A 16092-nucleotide genomic window follows, 5' to 3' on the forward strand; every position below is an offset into this window, starting at 1 on the left:
GCGATGAGCTGGGTCGGGAGCGTGCCCGCGTTCGCCGCGGCGGCGGTCGTGCTGCTCGGGCCCGGCCTCATCGCGCTCGCGCCGCTCAGGATGGGCATCCTCGCGCGCGTGTCGGTCGCCGGCCTCGTGAGCGTCGTCTGCCTGGGCGGCGCGGCGACGGTCGCGGGCGCGCTGGGGATCGCCTTCGCGGCCTGGTATGCGCTCGCGCCCGCCCTGGTCGGTCTCGCCGCGGCGTGGCTGATCCGGCGTGCGAGCCCCGCTCGCGTCGTGTCGCCGCTCACGGCCCCGCCGCTCGCGATCGCCGGCGCCTGGCTGGCGGGTGCCGCCGTCATCGCGGTCGTCGCGCTGGCCGGCGTCGCGGGTCCCGAGCGTATCTCGCAGACGTATGACAACGTCTTCCACCTGTCGGCGGCGGCATCGATTCTCGACGGCGGGTCGGGTTCGCCCCTGACCCTCCGCTCGCTCATTGAGACGGCCGATGCGGGCATCGCGTATTACCCCTCCGGGTGGCATCTGATCGCCGTCGCGACGAGCCAGGTCTCCGGCGCGAGCATTCCGGTGGCCTTCCACGCGGCATGGCTCGCGGTCGCGGCGCTGGCGTGGGTGCCGGGCGTCGCGTGGTGTGCGCAGGTGGTCCTGCCGCGCACGCGCCGCGACGTGGCGGTTGTGTGCGCCCTCTTCCTCGCCGCGGCGTTCGGAGCCTTCCCCTATTCGCTCCTCGCGTGGGGCACGATTTACCCGACGTTCCTCGCGCACGCCCTCCTTCCGGCGGCCTGCGCGACGGGGGTGCTCGTCGCGCGCGGCGCCGCGGAGGCGCCGCCGGGACGGCGCGCCCGCGCGATCCTGGTCGGCTCCGCCGCCCTCGCCGTCGCTCTGGGCGCGCTGGCCGTCGCCCACCCCCGGGTCCTGCCGACCTGGGCCGTTCTGGTCGCCCCGTTCGTCGTGTGGCTCCTCGCCGCTGTCGTGCGACGCGGGTGGTGCGCGGGCGGGAGCCGCCGCCGCGCGACCGTGCGTGCGCTGGTCGCGGGGGGCGCGCTGGCGGCCGCGGCCCTCGCGGCGGGCGCGGTCTACGCGGTGGGGGTTCTCGGGCTGTTCGACGAGCCGCTCGAGAACCGCCTCGAAGGCCCGCAGGCCGCGGCCGTGCAGGGCGTCGGGGCCGGGGTCGCCCAGGTGCTTCTCCAGCAGTTCGGCACGGGCGTGGGCACGGTGACGGGCCCGGCGATCGTTCTCGCCGCGCTGATCGCAGCCGGAATCGGCGCGCTCGTCCGCCGCGGATCCGCGCGGTGGCTGATTGTCGCGTTCGCGATCGCGGCCGCGCTCTACGTCCTCGCCGCGGGGTCGGACGGCGCGGTCGCGAAGCTGGCGACCGGTGTCTGGTACAAGGACCGGTTCCGCATCGCGGCGTCCCTCCCGGTCGTCGCCGTTCCGCTCGCGGCGTGGGGCGCCGTCGCGCTCGGGCGCCTCGCGGCGCGCGCGACCGCGCGGGGGCGGCGCGTCGCCGCGTTCGCGTCGGTCGGGTTCGCCGCCGTGGCGGTCGTCGCGTCGGGGCTCGTGCTGGCGCTGACCGGCACGACCGCGGCGATCGCCGCGGTGTTCGCGCAGCCGGCGGAACGCGCAGAGTGGGCCGTGATCTCGGCGGCGCAGCAGGACTTCTTCGACACCGTGGTGCGCGAGACGGTTCCCGCCGACCAGCGCGTGCTCGGGGATCCGTGGGACGGGTCCGCGCTGACCGGTCTCTACGCGGATCGCGAGCCGGTGTTTCCGCATGTCAACGGACAGTGGGACGCCGACCGCCTCGCGCTCGCCTGGCACCTGGAGGACATCGAGGACAACCCGGATGTGTGCCGCGCGCTCGACGCGCTGCGCGTGCGGTACGTGCTCTACGACCCGCACGAGTTCGGCGGGGGAGACCCGTCCGGCAACCACTTCCCGGGGCCGCACCGGGCCGTCGAGGCGGGGCTCTTCGAGCGCGTGGCCACGGACGGCGTTACCGAGCTGTACCGCATCGATCAGTGCGGCGAGCTCCCGGCGGGTTGATCTCTCACGCACGTGATCCGTTCGTGACATTCGGATGGGCCTGTCGGGTTTCCCGCGGCGTCGATGGAAGAATGAACGCATGGACACGGATCTTCTTGTCGTCGGCTCCGGCTTTTTCGGACTGACCATCGCCGAGCGGGCCGCGAACGCGGGCCGCAAGGTCACCGTCATCGACCGCCGCTCCCACATCGGCGGTAACGCCTACAGCGAGGCCGAGCCCGAGACGGGGATCGAGGTGCACCGCTACGGCGCGCACCTGTTCCACACCTCGAACGAGACCGTGTGGGAGTACGTCAACCGCTTCACGTCGTTCACGAACTACGTGCACCGCGTCTACACGAACCACTCGGGCGTCGTCTACCCGATGCCCGTCAACCTGGGAACGATCAACCAGTTCTTCCAGGCCGCGTACTCGCCGGACGAGGCCCGCGCGCTCGTGAAGGAGCAGGCGGGCGAGTTCGACGCCGCCACCGCGCAGAACTTCGAGGAGAAGGGCATCGCCCTCGTCGGCCGTCCCCTGTTCGAGGCGTTCTTCCGCGATTACACGGCGAAGCAGTGGCAGACGGATCCAAAGAAGTTGTCGGGCGACATCGTCAGCCGCCTGCCCGTCCGGTACACGTACGACAACCGGTACTTCAACGACACGCACGAGGGCCTCCCGACCGACGGCTACACGGCGTGGCTCGAGCGGATGGCCGACCACCCGAACATCACGGTCCGCCTGGACACCGACTTCTTCGACGCCTCGCAGCCTTTCCACAAGCAGGCCGTCGTGGGTCAGCTGCCCGTCGTGTACACGGGCCCCGTCGACCGGTACTTCGACTTCGCGGAGGGCGCCCTCAGCTGGCGCACGCTGGACTTCGAGGAGGAGGTGCTGAACGTCGGTGACTTCCAGGGCACCCCGGTCATGAACTACCCGGACGCCGACATCCCCTTCACGCGGATCCACGAGTTCAAGCACTTCCACCCGGAGCGCGCCGAGAGCTACCCGACCGACAAGACGGTCATCATGCGCGAGTTCTCGCGCTTCGCCGAGCGCGACGACGAGCCGTACTACCCGGTCAACACGGCCGACGACCGCTCGGGGCTGCTCGCCTACCGCGACCTCGCCAAGGGGGAGCGGGACGTCCACTTCGGCGGCCGACTCGGCACGTACCAGTACCTCGACATGCACATGGCGATCGGCTCGGCGCTGTCGATGTGGAATAACAAGCTCGCCTGAGCCGCGCCATGACCGCCTCGCACTCTGACGCCGCTCTCGGGACCGACGCGCCGCCGGCCGGTGCCTCCCCGCTTCTCCTGCCGCCGGGCGCCCGCCTGTTGCACATCGGCCTCCCGAAGACCGGCACCACGGCGTTGCAGCGCACGGCTGTGCGCCTGCGCGGGCGTCTGGCGTCGTCGGGCGTGGTGTACCCGCGCACGCTGACCAAGCGTCACGATCACCTTCTGCCCGCCGCGGCGTTGATGAACAAGAAGGTGGCGGACACCTCCGGGGTCCCCGGCCGGGAGCACTGGGAGGACCTCCGTCGCCGCGTGGAGGAGGCCGAGGACGCGCGGGTGTGGGTCTCGCACGAGTGGATCTCGGAGTGCGATGACGACCAGGCACGCCGCTTCCGGGACGAGCTCGGCCCGCAGCTCCACGCGGTCGTGTCCGTGCGGCAGTTCGGCACCATCGTCACCTCGACGTGGCAGGAATTTCTCAAGTCGACGATGCTGCACGACTTCGAGACGTGGATCCGCTACATCCTGACCGACGACGAGGCGCCCGACGCGCATACACGCTGGCAGGTGGACGCGTTTCGCCGCCGTGCCTCGCAGGGCGAGGTCGTCGCTCGGTGGGCGCGCGTCCTCGGCCCGGAGAACGTCACGGTCGTCGTGGTGGACCCCGCGCACCGGAGCCAGCTGACCGACGCGTTCGAAGACATGCTCGGCCTCCCGCGCACGATGCTCCAGGCGGAGGAGCGCGGGAGCGTGTCGAACCGCAGCATGACGGTCGACGAGGCATCCGTGATGCTCGCGCTCAACCGCGAGTACGACCGGCCGAACACGGCGCTCGAGCGCCGCCGCGGGCGGCTCCCGATCGATCTCCCGCACGCGCTACTGAACCGCACGCCGGGCGAAGACGAGCGACGCCTCCTCCTGCCGCGCTGGGCCGCGCAGATCGCCGATGCGCGCGGCGCCGCCCACGCCGACGAGATCGAGGCGTCCGGGGTACGCGTGGTCGGCGACCTCGCGGCACTCCGCGCGCCGTCCCGCTTTACCGAGGACGACGGGCACAACGTCGCGGCCCGCGTGCCGGTGGATCTCGCGGTCCGCGCGGCCATCGGCCTGGCGGCCGATGCGCGGCAGCACGGCGAGGCCGCCCTGCGCGAGCAAGCGGCGTCGCGGGCTGACGCGACGCCCGAGCATCCCCGCTCCCTCGACGACGCGTCCGGTCGGGAGCTCGTCGCGGGAGCCGCCCGCCGGCTCGCGGATCGCGCGCGCCGGCTTGCCGGCGGCGCGCGGCGACGTCTTCGGCGACACGGATGACGCCCGCGGGGCGCGAGCGTCCAGCGGGCGTCGGCGCGCCGGGCACGCTCCGGCGTTACCTGCACTCGCTGTGGCTCCTCTCGGCGCGCGACCTGCGCGTGCGGTACGCGACGAGCTGGTTGGGTTACGTGTGGAGCGTGCTGGATCCGCTCGTCATGAGCGGGATCTACTGGTTCGTGTTCACGGTGATCTTCCATCGCTCGGTGGGGGCGGAGCCGTACATCGTCTTCCTCATCTCGGCCCTCCTGCCGTGGGTCTGGTTTAACCAGTCGGTGACCGACTTCACGCGCGCGTTCAATCGCGACGCGAAGCTCGTTCGCTCGACGGCGATCCCGCGGTCCATCTGGGTGGGGCGCATCGTGGTCTCGAAGGGTGTGGAGTTCCTGTTCTCGCTGCCCGTGCTCGTGCTGTTCGCCGTGTGCGCGGGCGCGAGTGTCGGCTGGGGCGCGCTGTGGTTCCCGGTCGCTGTCGTGGTGCAGCTGGTCTTTCTCACGGGCCTCGGCCTCCTCGTCGCTCCGTTGTGCGTGCTCTTCAGCGACCTCGAACGAACGACGCGCCTCATCCTGCGCGCGCTGTTTTACGCGACGCCGATTATCTACGGGATGCACGACCTGCCGGGCGTCTTCCGCGAGCTGGGCGCGTTCAACCCGCTGGCCGGCATCATGACGATGTATCGCGCCGCGTTCTTTCCGGATCAGTGGGACGCGTTCGCCGTCTGGGTGAGTGTGGGCATGAGCATCGCCCTCCTCGCGGTGGGGACGCTCGTGTTCCGCCGCCTCGAGCCGGCCGTTCTGAAGGAGCTGTAATGGGCAGTGACCGCGTCGCGAATGCGATCGAGGTCGAGGGGCTCGGCGTGCGCTTTCGCCGGAGCCGGCGGGGTCGACGCTCGCTCAAGTCGCTCTTCGCCAGCGCCTCGCGGCGCACCCCGCGCGGGGAGTTCTGGGCGCTGCGGGACGTGAGCTTCTCGGTGCGCCGTGGCGAGGCTATCGGCGTCGTGGGGCGCAACGGCGAGGGCAAGTCGACCCTCCTGAAGCTCGTTGCCGGGGTGCTCCTCCCGGACGAGGGCACGGTGCGCGTGCGCGGGGGCGTCGCGCCGCTGATCGAGATCACGGGCGGCTTCGTGGGCGACCTCACGGTGCGCGAGAACGTCGCGCTCACCGCGGGCCTGCACGGCATGAGCCGAGCCGAGGTGGCCTCCCGGTACGACGAGATGATCCGGTTCGCCGAGCTCGAGGATTTCCAGGACACGCCCTACCGGCACCTGTCCAACGGCATGAAGGTGCGCCTGGCGTTCGCCGTCGTCTCGCAACTCGACGAGCCGATCCTGCTCGTCGACGAGGTGCTCGCCGTCGGGGACAAGGTGTTTCGCGAAAAGTGCTACGCGCGCATCGACGAGATGCTCAACGAGGGGCGCACCCTGTTCTTCGTCAGCCACCGCGAATCGGACCTCCGGCGCTTTTGCCGCCGGGGCCTCTACATTCGCGATCATCGCCTGGTCATGGACGACGACATCGAGGCCGTCCTGGACGCCTACAACGCCGACAGCTGATCCGCCGCCCGGCGAGGGCGCCCGGAGGAACGCGCGCCGCGTGCGGGACCCGCCGGGGTCAGCGCCCCAGCAGGCGCCGGGCGATGCGGGACGGGTTGCCGCCGAGCAGGCGGTTGCCCTTCCGGAGCACGACGCCCGCGCGTCCCCCCGTGAGCGCGTTCGCCTTGCGGGCCACACCGCGCGCGAGCGAGACCTGGTCGCGCACGGCCGCCTCCGCGGCCTCTGCGCGGCGCTGCATGCGCCACAGGTCCTTCTCCAGCTGCGCGACCCGCGGATCCACGCGGACGATCTTCGTCTCCGTCTCGCCCGACTCGCGCAGATCGCTCACCGAGGCCACCTCGCTCGACGCCCACTCGAACCCGGCGACGCGCGCAACCGCGTCCTCGATTGGGAAGTCCGGCGAGACGTATCGCCGGGCGCGCGCGACCGCGGCCGAGTTCCAGATCGTGACCGCGTCGGCGTTGTCGTGGCCCGGGGTGAAAAAGCGAATCGCGCCGAGCCACCGCGTGTCGATCGCCCGGTACATGTCGTGAATGCTCGTGCTCGACAGCTCCGCGGTGATCGGCATGTCGATGCGGAAGGGGGAGGGGAAGACGGACTCCGGGCGCTCCTCGGCGAGCACGACGCGGCAATCCGAACGGAACCACTCCCGCACGAGGTAGAGCTCGTTCATCGGGTCGGCGAGCATGCGCCGGCGCCCCTCGTGCAGCTCGGACCACGGACCGACGAGCACCACGCGGAGGTCGGTCTGCGTGTTGTTGAGGACGCGGTCGATCGCGGGGCGCGCCCAGGCGGCGGTCTCGGCGGTCACCTCGGCGACGACCGTGACGAGCGGAACCTCCCAGACGCGATTCTCCGCGCGCCGCCGGTAGCGGGGGATCGGCATGCGCTGCGCGAAGTGGACGTCGTTGTGCCAGGAGACCTTGGCGGCGTGATCCTGGATCGTGCCGCGGCCCATGTGCCACGAGAGCGCGTCGTGCGCGGGGATGAACACGGCGCCGGCCTGCCACAGCTGGTAGGCGATCTCCGTGTCCTCCCCGAGGTGCAGGCGCGTGTCCTGGCCGAAGGTGCGGTCGTACACCTCGCGCGTCACGGACGCGCAGGCGCCCATGTGCGTCGAGTAGTTGCGGCCATCGGAGTCGTTGAGGTCGTCGGTCTTCCGGTAGATCTCCTTCGACCAGTGCTCGTGGAGCGTCGAGCGGTCGTAGTCGTCCGCGATCGTGCCGTCGAGGACCTTCCGGTAGACCTCCTCCGGCGTGTAGTCCCACTCCTCGATGAAGCCCTTGTCGCCGATCGTCGCGGCCTCCGGGATGAAGTGCGCCCACTTGGCGTGCTGGCGCACGTTGTCGCGGAACAGGATCATGTCCGAGTCGACCCAGTAGATGATGTCGCCGGTCGTCGCCTTGATGCCGATATCGGTGGCGTTCGAGCGGCCCCAGCCGTCGTTCACCTCGTGCACGCGAATGAGGCGCGTGTTGGGGTGGGCGTACTCGCCGATCTCGACGGGCTCCTCACCGCCGCCGTCGTCGAGAACGACGACCTCGAGGAGGTGCTCCGGGTAGTCCTGCGCGGCGAGCGAGGCGAGCGTGAACTCGAGCGTCTTGCTCTTGAACGCGGGGATGATCACCGAGACGGACATCGTCGGCTCCCACCCTTCCGGAAGCGTTCCGTCGAAGGCGTCGCGCCAGCGGTTGCGGGTGACGATCGCGGGGGCGTCGGTGCGAAGATCGGCAGAAGTCACCCCGAAAGTGTAGCCCGACGCGTCCTGGCGGCCCGCCGGGAATGCCGAGCGGCCGGCCGATAGACTCGCCCCCATGCCCGACGCGCCCTACGAGACTCGGATCTTCAACTATCCGGGATGGCTCGATAACCCGTACGTCCGGATGTTGCAGGCCGTGGCCATCGAGCGGGGGTTCGAGCCGACGGGGCGCACGACCTTCCGCGACACGCTGATCGAGCTGACGAGCCCGGAGCGCCGCGGTCTCGTGCACATCCAGTGGCCGACGCCGGTCACGGAGGACGCCGAGGACGAGGCGGACGCCGAGCGCCGCGTCGATCTGTTCCTCGACGCGCTGTTCACGGCGAAGACGCTGGGGCGGCCGATCCTCTGGACGGTGCACAACGTCCTCCCGCACGACACCGCGTACCGCCCGCAGGCCGTGCGGCTCCACCGGGTGCTGGGAAAGCTCGCCGACGCGATTCACGTGCTGAGCCCCCACACGGTCGAGCATGCGCGCCACTTCTACTCGATCCCGCCCGAAAAGGTCGTCGTGATCGAGCACAGCAGCTACGACGGCGTGTACGGCGATCCCGTCCCCGCCGCCGAGGCGCGGTCCGCGATCGGCGCGAGCGCGGACCGCACGACGGTCATGTTCTTCGGGTGGATCCGCCCCTACAAGGGCATCGTCGACCTGTCCCGCGCGACCGCGCTGGCGGCCTCGCGCGGCGCGAACCTCGAGGTGCTGATCGCGGGGCGGCCGCTCGGGCCCGTGCAGAACGCGCTGAAGTCCTTCGACGAGAGCGGCGCCCGCATCACGCGCCACCTGAAGCGTGTGCTCGACGAGGACCTGCCGTCCTGGTTCGGAGCCGCGGACCTGCTCGTCCTGCCCTACCGGCGCGTGCTCAACTCGGGGACGATGCACCTCGCCGCCACCTACGGCGTGCCGGTCCTGCTCCCGAACGAGCCGCACCTCGTCGAGGACTACGGCGACCAGGCGTGGATCCGCTTCTTCGATCATGACGATCCCGCGGAGTCGATCGCCGGGCTCCTCGCCGACGAGTGGTTCCTCGCGCCCGAGGCGCGCGCGGCCGCGCGCGCGTTCGCGGACGCCCGCCCGCCGCGCGCCATGGGCGAGGCATACGCGGACCTCGTGACACGCCTGACCGAGCGCCGCTGAGCGCGCCCGCGCCGCCCGGCTAGCCTGTTCCGTGACCTTCTCTCGACACCACAAGGGGATGCGCATGCCCAGAATCCGACGCACGAGCACCGCCTCCGGCGACTCCTCGCCGGGCGGCAGGGTCCGCGTCGCGACCGAGCAGATCGACGCGCTCGTCGGCCGGCCCGAGGTCGCGGGGGGAGTCCTCGACCTCGAGCTCGAGGGCGTCGACGCGCTGCGGGTCCTCGCCCTCCCGCGCGATCCGGTCGCGCGCGTCACGCGAATGGTCGTGCGGCTCGCCCACTGGGAGGCCCCCGTGCCGCGCTGGCGCGGTCGCCTGGGCCAGATCCGCGCGCTGTCGGGCTTCTCGTCCGACTTCGATGCGCGCGGCTCCCGCGCGTCCGCGACCGTGACAGTGACGGAGCCGACGAGCGTGACCGAGATCGCCGCGGCTCTGATCGGGGTCTTCGCGCCCGATGCGCCCCACGCGGGCGCGGGCTTTCCGCTCGTCGCGGTCGCGCCCGGCGCGGGGCGCGACGCGCTCGCGCTCCTTCCGACGCGGACCGTGCCGCCCGTGGAGCCGATGGTGGACCGGCTGCAGGGCGTGGGCCTCTTTCGCGCCGACGTCGCGATCGGCGGGCCGCGCCGCCTCGCGGAGGAGATGGCGACGCATCATCTCTCGACGGACGAGGCCGCGCATGGGCGGCCGCGCACCGAGCTGCCCGTCCTCGACCTCTTGACGCACAACCCGATCGGCCGGCCGCTGACGTTCCAGCCCTCGCCGCCGGCCAGGCGGCTCGTCGTGGACGGAAACCGCGCCCGGGTCCTGCCGGTCGAACACGCCACGGCGCACCCCGTCGAGTTCGACGTCCGCCGTCCCCTCGACGCGCCCACCGTGCGCGCGCTGCGTCGGGTCGAGAGCATCGACCTCTCGGGCCTGTCGGCGCTGCCGGAGGGCCTGGCCGCACGATTTGCGGAGATCACCGCCACCGACACGATCCTTCACAGCCTCCCCGCCGCCGTCGACGTCCCGGCGGAGGCCCTCGCCCCCGCCCTCGCGGATGTCATCCGGCGGCCCTACCGGCAGCAGCTGGGCCTCGAGCGGGACCTGCGCGCCGTCGAGGGGCGCCGCCTCGCGATGCACGAGCACGGCGGATTCTTCCGGCTCGCCAGCGCCGTGGCGTCCGCGACGGGCACGCGGTACCTCCCGCGCGTGAGCGTCGTGCTGTCCACCATGCGCAGCGAGCTCGTGCCCGGCGTCCTGGAGATGATGGCGCGCCAGACCTATCCGCACATGGAGGTCGTGGTCGTCGTCCACGGCGTGCCCGCGCCGAGTCTCGACGGCGTCGACCTGCGCGACCTCGCGGTGCGCATCGTCGAGGTGCCGGGATCCGTGTTGTTCGGCGGCGCGCTCGCCGAGGGCGTGCGCCACGCGTCCGGCGACCTGATCACCAAGCTCGATGACGACGACTGGTACAGCGAGCATCACGTGTCCGACCTCGTGCTGGCCGCGCTCTACTCGCGGGCGGACATCGTCGGCAAGACGACGGAGTTCCTCTATTTCGAGGAGGTCGGACAGACCGTCCACCGGACCTTCGCGACGGAGCGGTACCACGATCAGGTCGCGGGCGGCGCCATGCTCCTCTCGCGGTCGACGTTCGACGCCCTCGGCGGGTGGCGGCCGACGCCGAACTCGACCGACCGTTCCGTGCTCATCCGCGTCGAGACGCAGGGCGGGGTCGCGTACCGCACCCAGAGCCTCGGATACATGTACATTCGCCACGCGTCCAAGCACACGTGGGAGCGGACCGCCTCGCAGCTCGTGCAGGGGTCCTTCGAGCAGTGGCGGGGCTGGCGCTCGCCGGAGGTGGATGGCGCGTGAGGGTCCGGCATCATGTGATCGCCGGCGCGGGGGCGCTCGTCGCGACGGGCGCGATCTTCGCCGCCACGGGCGGGCAGGACGGGCTCCTGGCCGCGTGGGACGGATCCTCCGTCGCCGCCGTCATCGTGTGCGCCGCGCTGTGGTTCGCGGGCGCGCGCCTGCTCGCCGCGGAGCCCGGCCGGTCGGTGTGGGCGTGGAGCGTTCCGCTCGGCGCGCTCCTCTCGCTCACCGAGCTGGCGGCGCTCTCCCTGCAGTCGGAGAAGGCGGATCTCTCCGCGCTGGATCCGACGGCGTGGGCCGCGGTGCGTCTCGTGGGCGTCGCCTACCTCGCCGCGATCGCGGTGGCCGCCGTGCTCACGGCGGCCGATCGGCGGCAGGCGAGGCTCCTCCGCGCCGAAGCGGGCGACGAGCGCCGCCGCGGTCGCGTCATCGAGGGGCTGTCGGCTCGGGGCGGACGGCGCCGGTGGGCGTGGATCGCCGCGGTGTTCGCGGGCCTGGTCCTCGCGCGGGTGCCGTACTGGCTCGTGTGGTGGCCGGGGCTGATCTCGTTCGACAGCTACCGCAGCATCTCGTACGTGCGGGGGCTGGGGCCCTGGGAGAGCTACGAGCCGGTGGGCCACACGGTCATCGTGCAGCTGTGGCAGTGGCTCTGGGACCTGTTCGGCTGGTCTGACGCGTTCGCCGTCGGCTTCGCCGCGTGCGTCCAGCTGCTGACCACCAGCGCGGCGTTCACGTTCGTGCTCGTGCGCATCGCCGCCTGGGGCGCGCCGCGATGGGTATGGGTCGCCTCCGCGACATGGCTCGCGCTTCTCCCGCAGATCAGCATCGCGTCGGTCTCGGTGCTCAAGGACACGCCGTTCATGAGCGCGTTCGTCGTCTACGCGGTCGCCCTCGTCGAGATTCTGAAGCCCGCGCGCCCGCGCCCGGCGCGCTGGCCCTGGGCGGTCTTCCTCGTCGCGGGGATCGCCCTGTGCGCGCTGCGGAGCAACGGCGTGTACGTCGTCTTCCTCAGCCTCATCGTGCTCGCGATCGCGTATCGACGACACTGGAAGGGCTTCGCCGCGGTGTTCGTCGCCACGGCCATCGTGTGGGCGTTGGTCGTCGGGCCGTTCTATCGGGCGGTCGGCATGCAGCCCGGCCCGCCCACCGAGGCATACTCGCTTCCGCTGCAGCAGCTGGCGCGCATCGCGGGCGAGCACCAGGGCGAGCTCACGCCGGCCGACGTTGCCTTCCTTGACGACGTGTTCGCGGACCGCGGTGCGGAGCGCATCGGCAACGCGTACAACCCGTCGGTGTCGGATCCCGTCAAGGCGGATGCGCGCGAGAACTGGGACGACCGCAGCATGTCGGAGTTCCTCGTCGGGTGGTGGGGCCTGGTCGAGCGCTTCCCCGGGAGCGCCGTGACCGCCACGCTCGCGAACACCGCGGGGTGGTGGTCCCCGAACGGGATCTCGCCGCACACCATGATGCGGTACCACACGAACGACGTTCCCTCGCGCGGGCTGTCGCTCGACATCCCCGCGAACGACGAGCCGTCGGGGCTGCGCGGGCTGAACACGCGCGTGAACTTCTTCGGGGGCGCGTACCAGGACGTGCCCGTGCTGTCCTCGCTGATGTCGGCGGGATTCGTGGCGTGGCTGTGGGTGATCGCGGCCGTCATCCTCATCCGGCGGCGCGACGGCCGCGGGCTGGGCGTCGTCATCCCGACCGCCCTGATGTGGCTGACCTTCTTCGCGGGGCCGGTGTCCGGCAACACGCGCTACGCGCTCGCCTATATGGCGGCGTTCCCGATCGTCGCCGCGATCGCGGCGGGGAGGACGGCGCCCGTGGCGGAGGTCAGCGCTCGAGACGCCTGACGACGCGGGCCGGCACCCCCGCCACGACGACGTCCTCGGGGACGTCCTCGGTCACGATCGCGCCCGCGGCGACGATGGCCCCGGCGCCCACCGTGACGCCCCCGAGGACCGTGGCGGACGCGCCGATCCAGCATCCGTCGCCCAGGACGATCGGGTCGTGGCGCACCGTCCCGGCGCGCCGCTCGTGCGGGCCGATCGCGTGCGAGTCGGTGACGAGGCGGACGAAGGGACCGAGGTTCACGCGGTCGCCGATCGTCGTGTGCGGGCGGACGTACGCGTCGCGGTTGATGAAGACGTCGGTTCCCACGGTGACGGGAGCGGTGAGCTCGCTCCCGCGGTAGATCCGGGTGCCCGGGCCGATGCGCACGGCCTCGCGGCCGTGATTGAACCGCACGGTCTCGTCGACGCGCGCGGTCTCGTCAACCTCGAGCATCGTGGTCCGCCGCCTCGAGCGGGGGCATGATCGCGAAGCTCGTGTCGCGCGAGATCCGGAGGCCGTCGCGCATGCCCCGCCAGAGGTTGCGCCACCCCGTGCCCGTCACCTTCCGCTCGACGAAGCCGAGCCGGATCAGCTCCTTTGCGAAGGTCGCGGCGGTGCCGATCGCGAACCGCACCGGGCGATAGTCTCCGTGTGCCGCGTAGTAGTGCCGCATGATGCCGCGGTTGCGCATGATGTAGTAGCGGTACATGTCGCTCGACGCGTTGAGGTGTCGCGTGCCCATGTCCCACTGCTTGATCTCGCGGGTGCGCTGCAGGACGAACTCATTGACGATCGCGCAGGGCGTGTGCAGCGACGCGAGGTAGCCGTAGACGGTGTCGTCCCAGTAGATGAAGAACCGCGGATCCGGCAGGCCAAGCTTCGCCACGAGGTCGCGGTGGATGAACATCCCCTCGAAGCAGCCGGAGTTCATCTCGCGGTAGCCGGAGTCGTCGAAGTCGGCGGGCGCGAACGGAATGGGAATGCCGAGCGAGGTCGATACTCGGTACTGCCAATAGAACTCGGAGCCGTCGTAGTCGTAGCGGCGGCCCTGGATGCTCTGGAATCGCGGCGTCCAGCGGCCCATCGCCGCCAGCCCGTCCGGCAGCACCTCGACGTCGTCGTCCATGAGCCAGATCCACTCGGAGCCGAGCTCGTACGCCGTGCGCATCCCTTCGCTGAACCCGCCGGATCCGCCCGTGTTCTCCTCCAGGCGTCGATAGACGAGCTCGGGCCCCATCGTGTCCCGGAAGCCGGCGACGACCTCGGTCGTGTCGTCGGAGGAGGCGTTGTCGATCACGACGACGCGGCCCGGCTGCGGATCCATGCGCTCGATGGACTCGAGTAGCCGCGCGAGGAGGTGGGACCGGTTGAAGGTCACCGCGACGATCGTCGCGGTCGTCGGGTCGAACTCGGGTGCGCTCACGGGGGTGGCCCTTTCGCGGGAGGCGGTCATGCGTTGTGCTCGAAGTGCGCGCGCCAGGCGGGCTCCGAGACGAGGTCGTCGAGGGCGGCGCGATACTCGCGCGCCAGCCGGGGCCACTGGGCCGCCAGCTCGCGGTGGAGTCGCAGCGAGCGACGCAGCAGCCGGCGGTAGGAGCGGCGGTCGCGCGTGTAGATCTGGGTTCCCGAGCCGTCCGCCGCGCTGACGAGCGCGGAGTCGACGTGGGACACGCGCCACCAGTCGGCGTCGCGCTTGCCGAACTCGACGTCCGGCATCTCCGCGTGGTGCGCGGCGGGGGCGCGGAGGAACTGGCGGGCGAGCATGCGCGCCGTGAACACGGCGCGGGCGAGGCCCGCCGGGCCCGCCCTCTCGCCGCGGCGCGGCAGCGGGAACACGCGCATCCCGCGGCGGGACCGCGGCACGTCGTCCGGATCCGTGTGCACGACGGTCTCGGGGAACGACGCCGCGAGCGCGCGCGCCTCGGGCATGCGGGTTGTGAGCGTGCGGTGCAGGTGCCCGGGACCGGACAGCACGTCCTCGAGGGCGAGGTGGCGCAGCTCGGTCGGATAGTACTGCATCATCATGAGGTGCTTGAGGTCGGCCCTCCGGCTGTGCCGGAGGACGGTGCCCCCGCGCGGGGCCGTGGAGTGCAGCAGCGCCGCGACGAGCCGCCCGCGCGCGTGGTAGTACGCCTGCCAGTCGATCGCGTCGTCCTTGCCCACCCAGGACACGTGCCACAGCGCGGCGCCCGGGAGGGACACGGTCGGAAAGCCCGCCTCACGGGCGCGCAGGCAGAACTCCGCGTCGTCCCACTTGAGGAACGCCGGGAGCGCGAGTCCCACCTCGCGGATGACCGCGGTGGGGATGAGGCACATCCACCACCCGTTGTAGTCGGCGTCCATCCGGGCGTGCAGGAGCGGCGACTGGCGCAGGTTGGCCTGGCGGAAGTCGTGCGGGAAGACGTCGTCATGGAGCGGGCGCCACATGAACGGCTCTTCGTCGACGACCTCGGCCCAGGCGTTGAGCTTCGCGCGGTCGAGGAGATCGAACATGTGCGCGCCGACGATCGTCGGTGTCGTGGCGTAGCGGCCGAACAGCACGGAGCGCCGGATGGCCTCGGGCTCGATGCGCACGTCGTCGTCGAGGAGCTGCACGAAGTCGCTCTCGGGCCGGCGGAGCGTCTCGACCATGGCGCGCGAGAATCCGCCGGATCCGCCGAGGTTCGGCTGCGCGATGACCTCGAGAGTGTCGCCGAGCGCGGCGGCCGGCGCGGCGAATCCCTCGTGCTGGTCGACGCGGCGGGTGCCCTGGTCGATGAGGAAGATCCGGTCGATGACCTCGAGCGCCTCGGGGCTCTCCGCGAGCGCGGCGAGGGTCGCGACGCAGAAGTCCGGCTTGTTGAACGTCGTGATGCCGACCGACGCGCGGCCCGTGCGCGCGGGGGAGTGGTCCGTCGTCCACTCGGCCGAGAGGACCGTGGCGTCCTCGGAACCGGCGACGACGTCGAACCAGATCCAGCCGCCGTCGGAGAACTGCGTCAGCGGCAGATCGAACGTCGTCTCCGCGTCGTCCGCGACGGACGCCAGGTCGACCCGCTGCGAGATGCCGGATCCGTTCGAGCGATACACGAGGACCGTGGCGGGCCCGCTCGTGTGGACCGTGAGGGCGATCTGGCGCACGCCCGTCCAGTGCTGCCAGTAGGACGCGGGGAACGCGTTGAAGTACGTCCCGAAGGAGGTGCGGCCGCCCGCGCGCACGCGGACGCTGCGCCGGCCGAGGACGTCGCCGATCTGCGTGTTGCTCGCGACCCGCACGGGTTCGCCGTCGATCGTCGACCACGTGTCGGCGTCGAGGTACAGCGGCAGGAGGTCCGGGTCGTTCTCCGTGGGGAGGACGACGTGCTGGAGGACAGTCGGCATAGGCGCATTGCTCCGAGGAGTGA

12 protein-coding genes are annotated in these 16092 nt (G+C 71.5%); 8 read left to right on the forward strand and 4 right to left on the reverse strand.

Going from position 1 to position 16092, the window contains the following annotated elements; genetic code table 11:
• Nucleotides 1-3: 3 nt before the first annotated feature.
• Genes GJQ66_RS00565 through GJQ66_RS00585 form a run of 5 tightly spaced genes read left to right on the forward strand, consistent with a single transcriptional unit; the run spans nucleotide 4 to nucleotide 6115 of the window.
• Nucleotides 4-2037, forward strand: coding sequence for a DUF6541 family protein (locus tag GJQ66_RS00565; RefSeq protein WP_155047430.1), 2034 nt, complete (start codon nucleotides 4-6; stop codon nucleotides 2035-2037).
• A gap of 34 nt (nucleotides 2038-2071) precedes the next feature.
• A complete protein-coding gene (gene glf / locus GJQ66_RS00570; protein WP_368732485.1) occupies nucleotides 2072-3259 on the forward strand; it encodes a UDP-galactopyranose mutase in 1188 nt (395 codons plus the stop codon).
• 8 nt (nucleotides 3260-3267) lie between these two features.
• On the forward strand, nucleotides 3268-4566 hold the full coding sequence (locus GJQ66_RS00575) for a hypothetical protein (protein WP_155047432.1): 1299 nt from the start codon (nucleotides 3268-3270) through the stop codon (nucleotides 4564-4566).
• On the forward strand, nucleotides 4563-5372 hold the full coding sequence (locus GJQ66_RS00580) for an ABC transporter permease (RefSeq protein ID WP_155047433.1): 810 nt from the start codon (nucleotides 4563-4565) through the stop codon (nucleotides 5370-5372). Before GJQ66_RS00575 ends, GJQ66_RS00580 begins: the two co-directional genes overlap by 4 nt.
• Entirely contained in the window at nucleotides 5372-6115 is a 744-nt protein-coding gene (locus GJQ66_RS00585) for an ABC transporter ATP-binding protein (RefSeq protein WP_155047434.1), read from the forward strand. The genes GJQ66_RS00580 and GJQ66_RS00585 overlap by 1 nt, the downstream gene beginning before the upstream one ends.
• Nucleotides 6116-6173: 58 nt before the next feature.
• Here the strand turns inward: GJQ66_RS00585 and GJQ66_RS00590 are convergent, their stop codons facing one another.
• A complete protein-coding gene (locus tag GJQ66_RS00590; protein WP_196215766.1) occupies nucleotides 6174-7856 on the reverse strand; it encodes a glycosyltransferase in 1683 nt (560 codons plus the stop codon).
• A 73-nt stretch (nucleotides 7857-7929) separates the two neighbouring features.
• On the opposite strand from GJQ66_RS00590, the gene GJQ66_RS00595 reads away from it, so the two are divergent.
• From GJQ66_RS00595 to GJQ66_RS15320, 3 genes are all read left to right on the forward strand, one after another.
• A complete protein-coding gene (locus GJQ66_RS00595) occupies nucleotides 7930-9012 on the forward strand; it encodes a glycosyltransferase (RefSeq protein ID WP_155047436.1) in 1083 nt (360 codons plus the stop codon).
• Nucleotides 9013-9076: 64 nt separating this feature from the next.
• Nucleotides 9077-10873, forward strand: a complete 1797-nt coding sequence (locus GJQ66_RS00600) for a glycosyltransferase family 2 protein (RefSeq protein ID WP_196215767.1) — start codon at nucleotides 9077-9079, stop codon at nucleotides 10871-10873.
• Nucleotides 10870-12729 (forward strand): DUF6020 family protein, encoded by a 1860-nt coding sequence (locus GJQ66_RS15320; RefSeq protein WP_155047438.1) that lies wholly within the window; start codon nucleotides 10870-10872, stop codon nucleotides 12727-12729. Before GJQ66_RS00600 ends, GJQ66_RS15320 begins: the two co-directional genes overlap by 4 nt.
• Here GJQ66_RS15320 and GJQ66_RS00610 read toward each other — a convergent pair.
• Genes GJQ66_RS00610 through GJQ66_RS00620 form a run of 3 tightly spaced genes read right to left on the reverse strand, consistent with a single transcriptional unit; the run spans nucleotide 12710 to nucleotide 16069 of the window.
• On the reverse strand, nucleotides 12710-13162 hold the full coding sequence (locus tag GJQ66_RS00610; RefSeq protein WP_155047439.1) for a DapH/DapD/GlmU-related protein: 453 nt from the start codon (nucleotides 13160-13162) through the stop codon (nucleotides 12710-12712). The genes GJQ66_RS15320 and GJQ66_RS00610 overlap by 20 nt on opposite strands.
• Nucleotides 13149-14162 (reverse strand): glycosyltransferase family 2 protein, encoded by a 1014-nt coding sequence (locus GJQ66_RS00615; RefSeq protein ID WP_155047440.1) that lies wholly within the window; start codon nucleotides 14160-14162, stop codon nucleotides 13149-13151. Before GJQ66_RS00615 ends, GJQ66_RS00610 begins: the two co-directional genes overlap by 14 nt.
• Nucleotides 14159-16069 carry a glycosyltransferase gene (locus GJQ66_RS00620; protein ID WP_155047441.1) on the reverse strand — a complete coding sequence of 637 codons (1911 nt, stop codon included), beginning with the start codon at nucleotides 16067-16069 and terminating at the stop codon, nucleotides 14159-14161. The genes GJQ66_RS00615 and GJQ66_RS00620 overlap by 4 nt, the downstream gene beginning before the upstream one ends.
• Between the last annotated feature and the right edge of the window lie 23 nt (nucleotides 16070-16092).

Origin of the sequence: Microbacterium sp. ZXX196, assembly GCF_009709595.1 — a bacterium.
Taxonomy (GTDB): Bacteria; Actinomycetota; Actinomycetes; order Actinomycetales; family Microbacteriaceae; genus Microbacterium; species Microbacterium excoecariae.

Bases quoted from the DNA above. Each gene is read 5' to 3' on its own strand.
- GJQ66_RS00565 (WP_155047430.1), top strand. From the start codon at position 4: ATGAGCTGGGTCGGGAGCGTGCCCGCGTTCGCCGCGGCGGCGGTCGTG.
- glf (WP_368732485.1), top strand. From the start codon at position 2,072: ATGGGCCTGTCGGGTTTCCCGCGGCGTCGATGGAAGAATGAACGCATG.
- GJQ66_RS00575 (WP_155047432.1), top strand. From the start codon at position 3,268: ATGACCGCCTCGCACTCTGACGCCGCTCTCGGGACCGACGCGCCGCCG.
- GJQ66_RS00580 (WP_155047433.1), top strand. From the start codon at position 4,563: ATGACGCCCGCGGGGCGCGAGCGTCCAGCGGGCGTCGGCGCGCCGGGC.
- GJQ66_RS00585 (WP_155047434.1), top strand. From the start codon at position 5,372: ATGGGCAGTGACCGCGTCGCGAATGCGATCGAGGTCGAGGGGCTCGGC.
- GJQ66_RS00595 (WP_155047436.1), top strand. From the start codon at position 7,930: ATGCCCGACGCGCCCTACGAGACTCGGATCTTCAACTATCCGGGATGG.
- GJQ66_RS00600 (WP_196215767.1), top strand. From the start codon at position 9,077: ATGCCCAGAATCCGACGCACGAGCACCGCCTCCGGCGACTCCTCGCCG.
- GJQ66_RS00610 (WP_155047439.1), bottom strand. From the start codon at position 13,162: ATGCTCGAGGTTGACGAGACCGCGCGCGTCGACGAGACCGTGCGGTTC.
- GJQ66_RS00615 (WP_155047440.1), bottom strand. From the start codon at position 14,162: ATGACCGCCTCCCGCGAAAGGGCCACCCCCGTGAGCGCACCCGAGTTC.
- GJQ66_RS00620 (WP_155047441.1), bottom strand. From the start codon at position 16,069: ATGCCGACTGTCCTCCAGCACGTCGTCCTCCCCACGGAGAACGACCCG.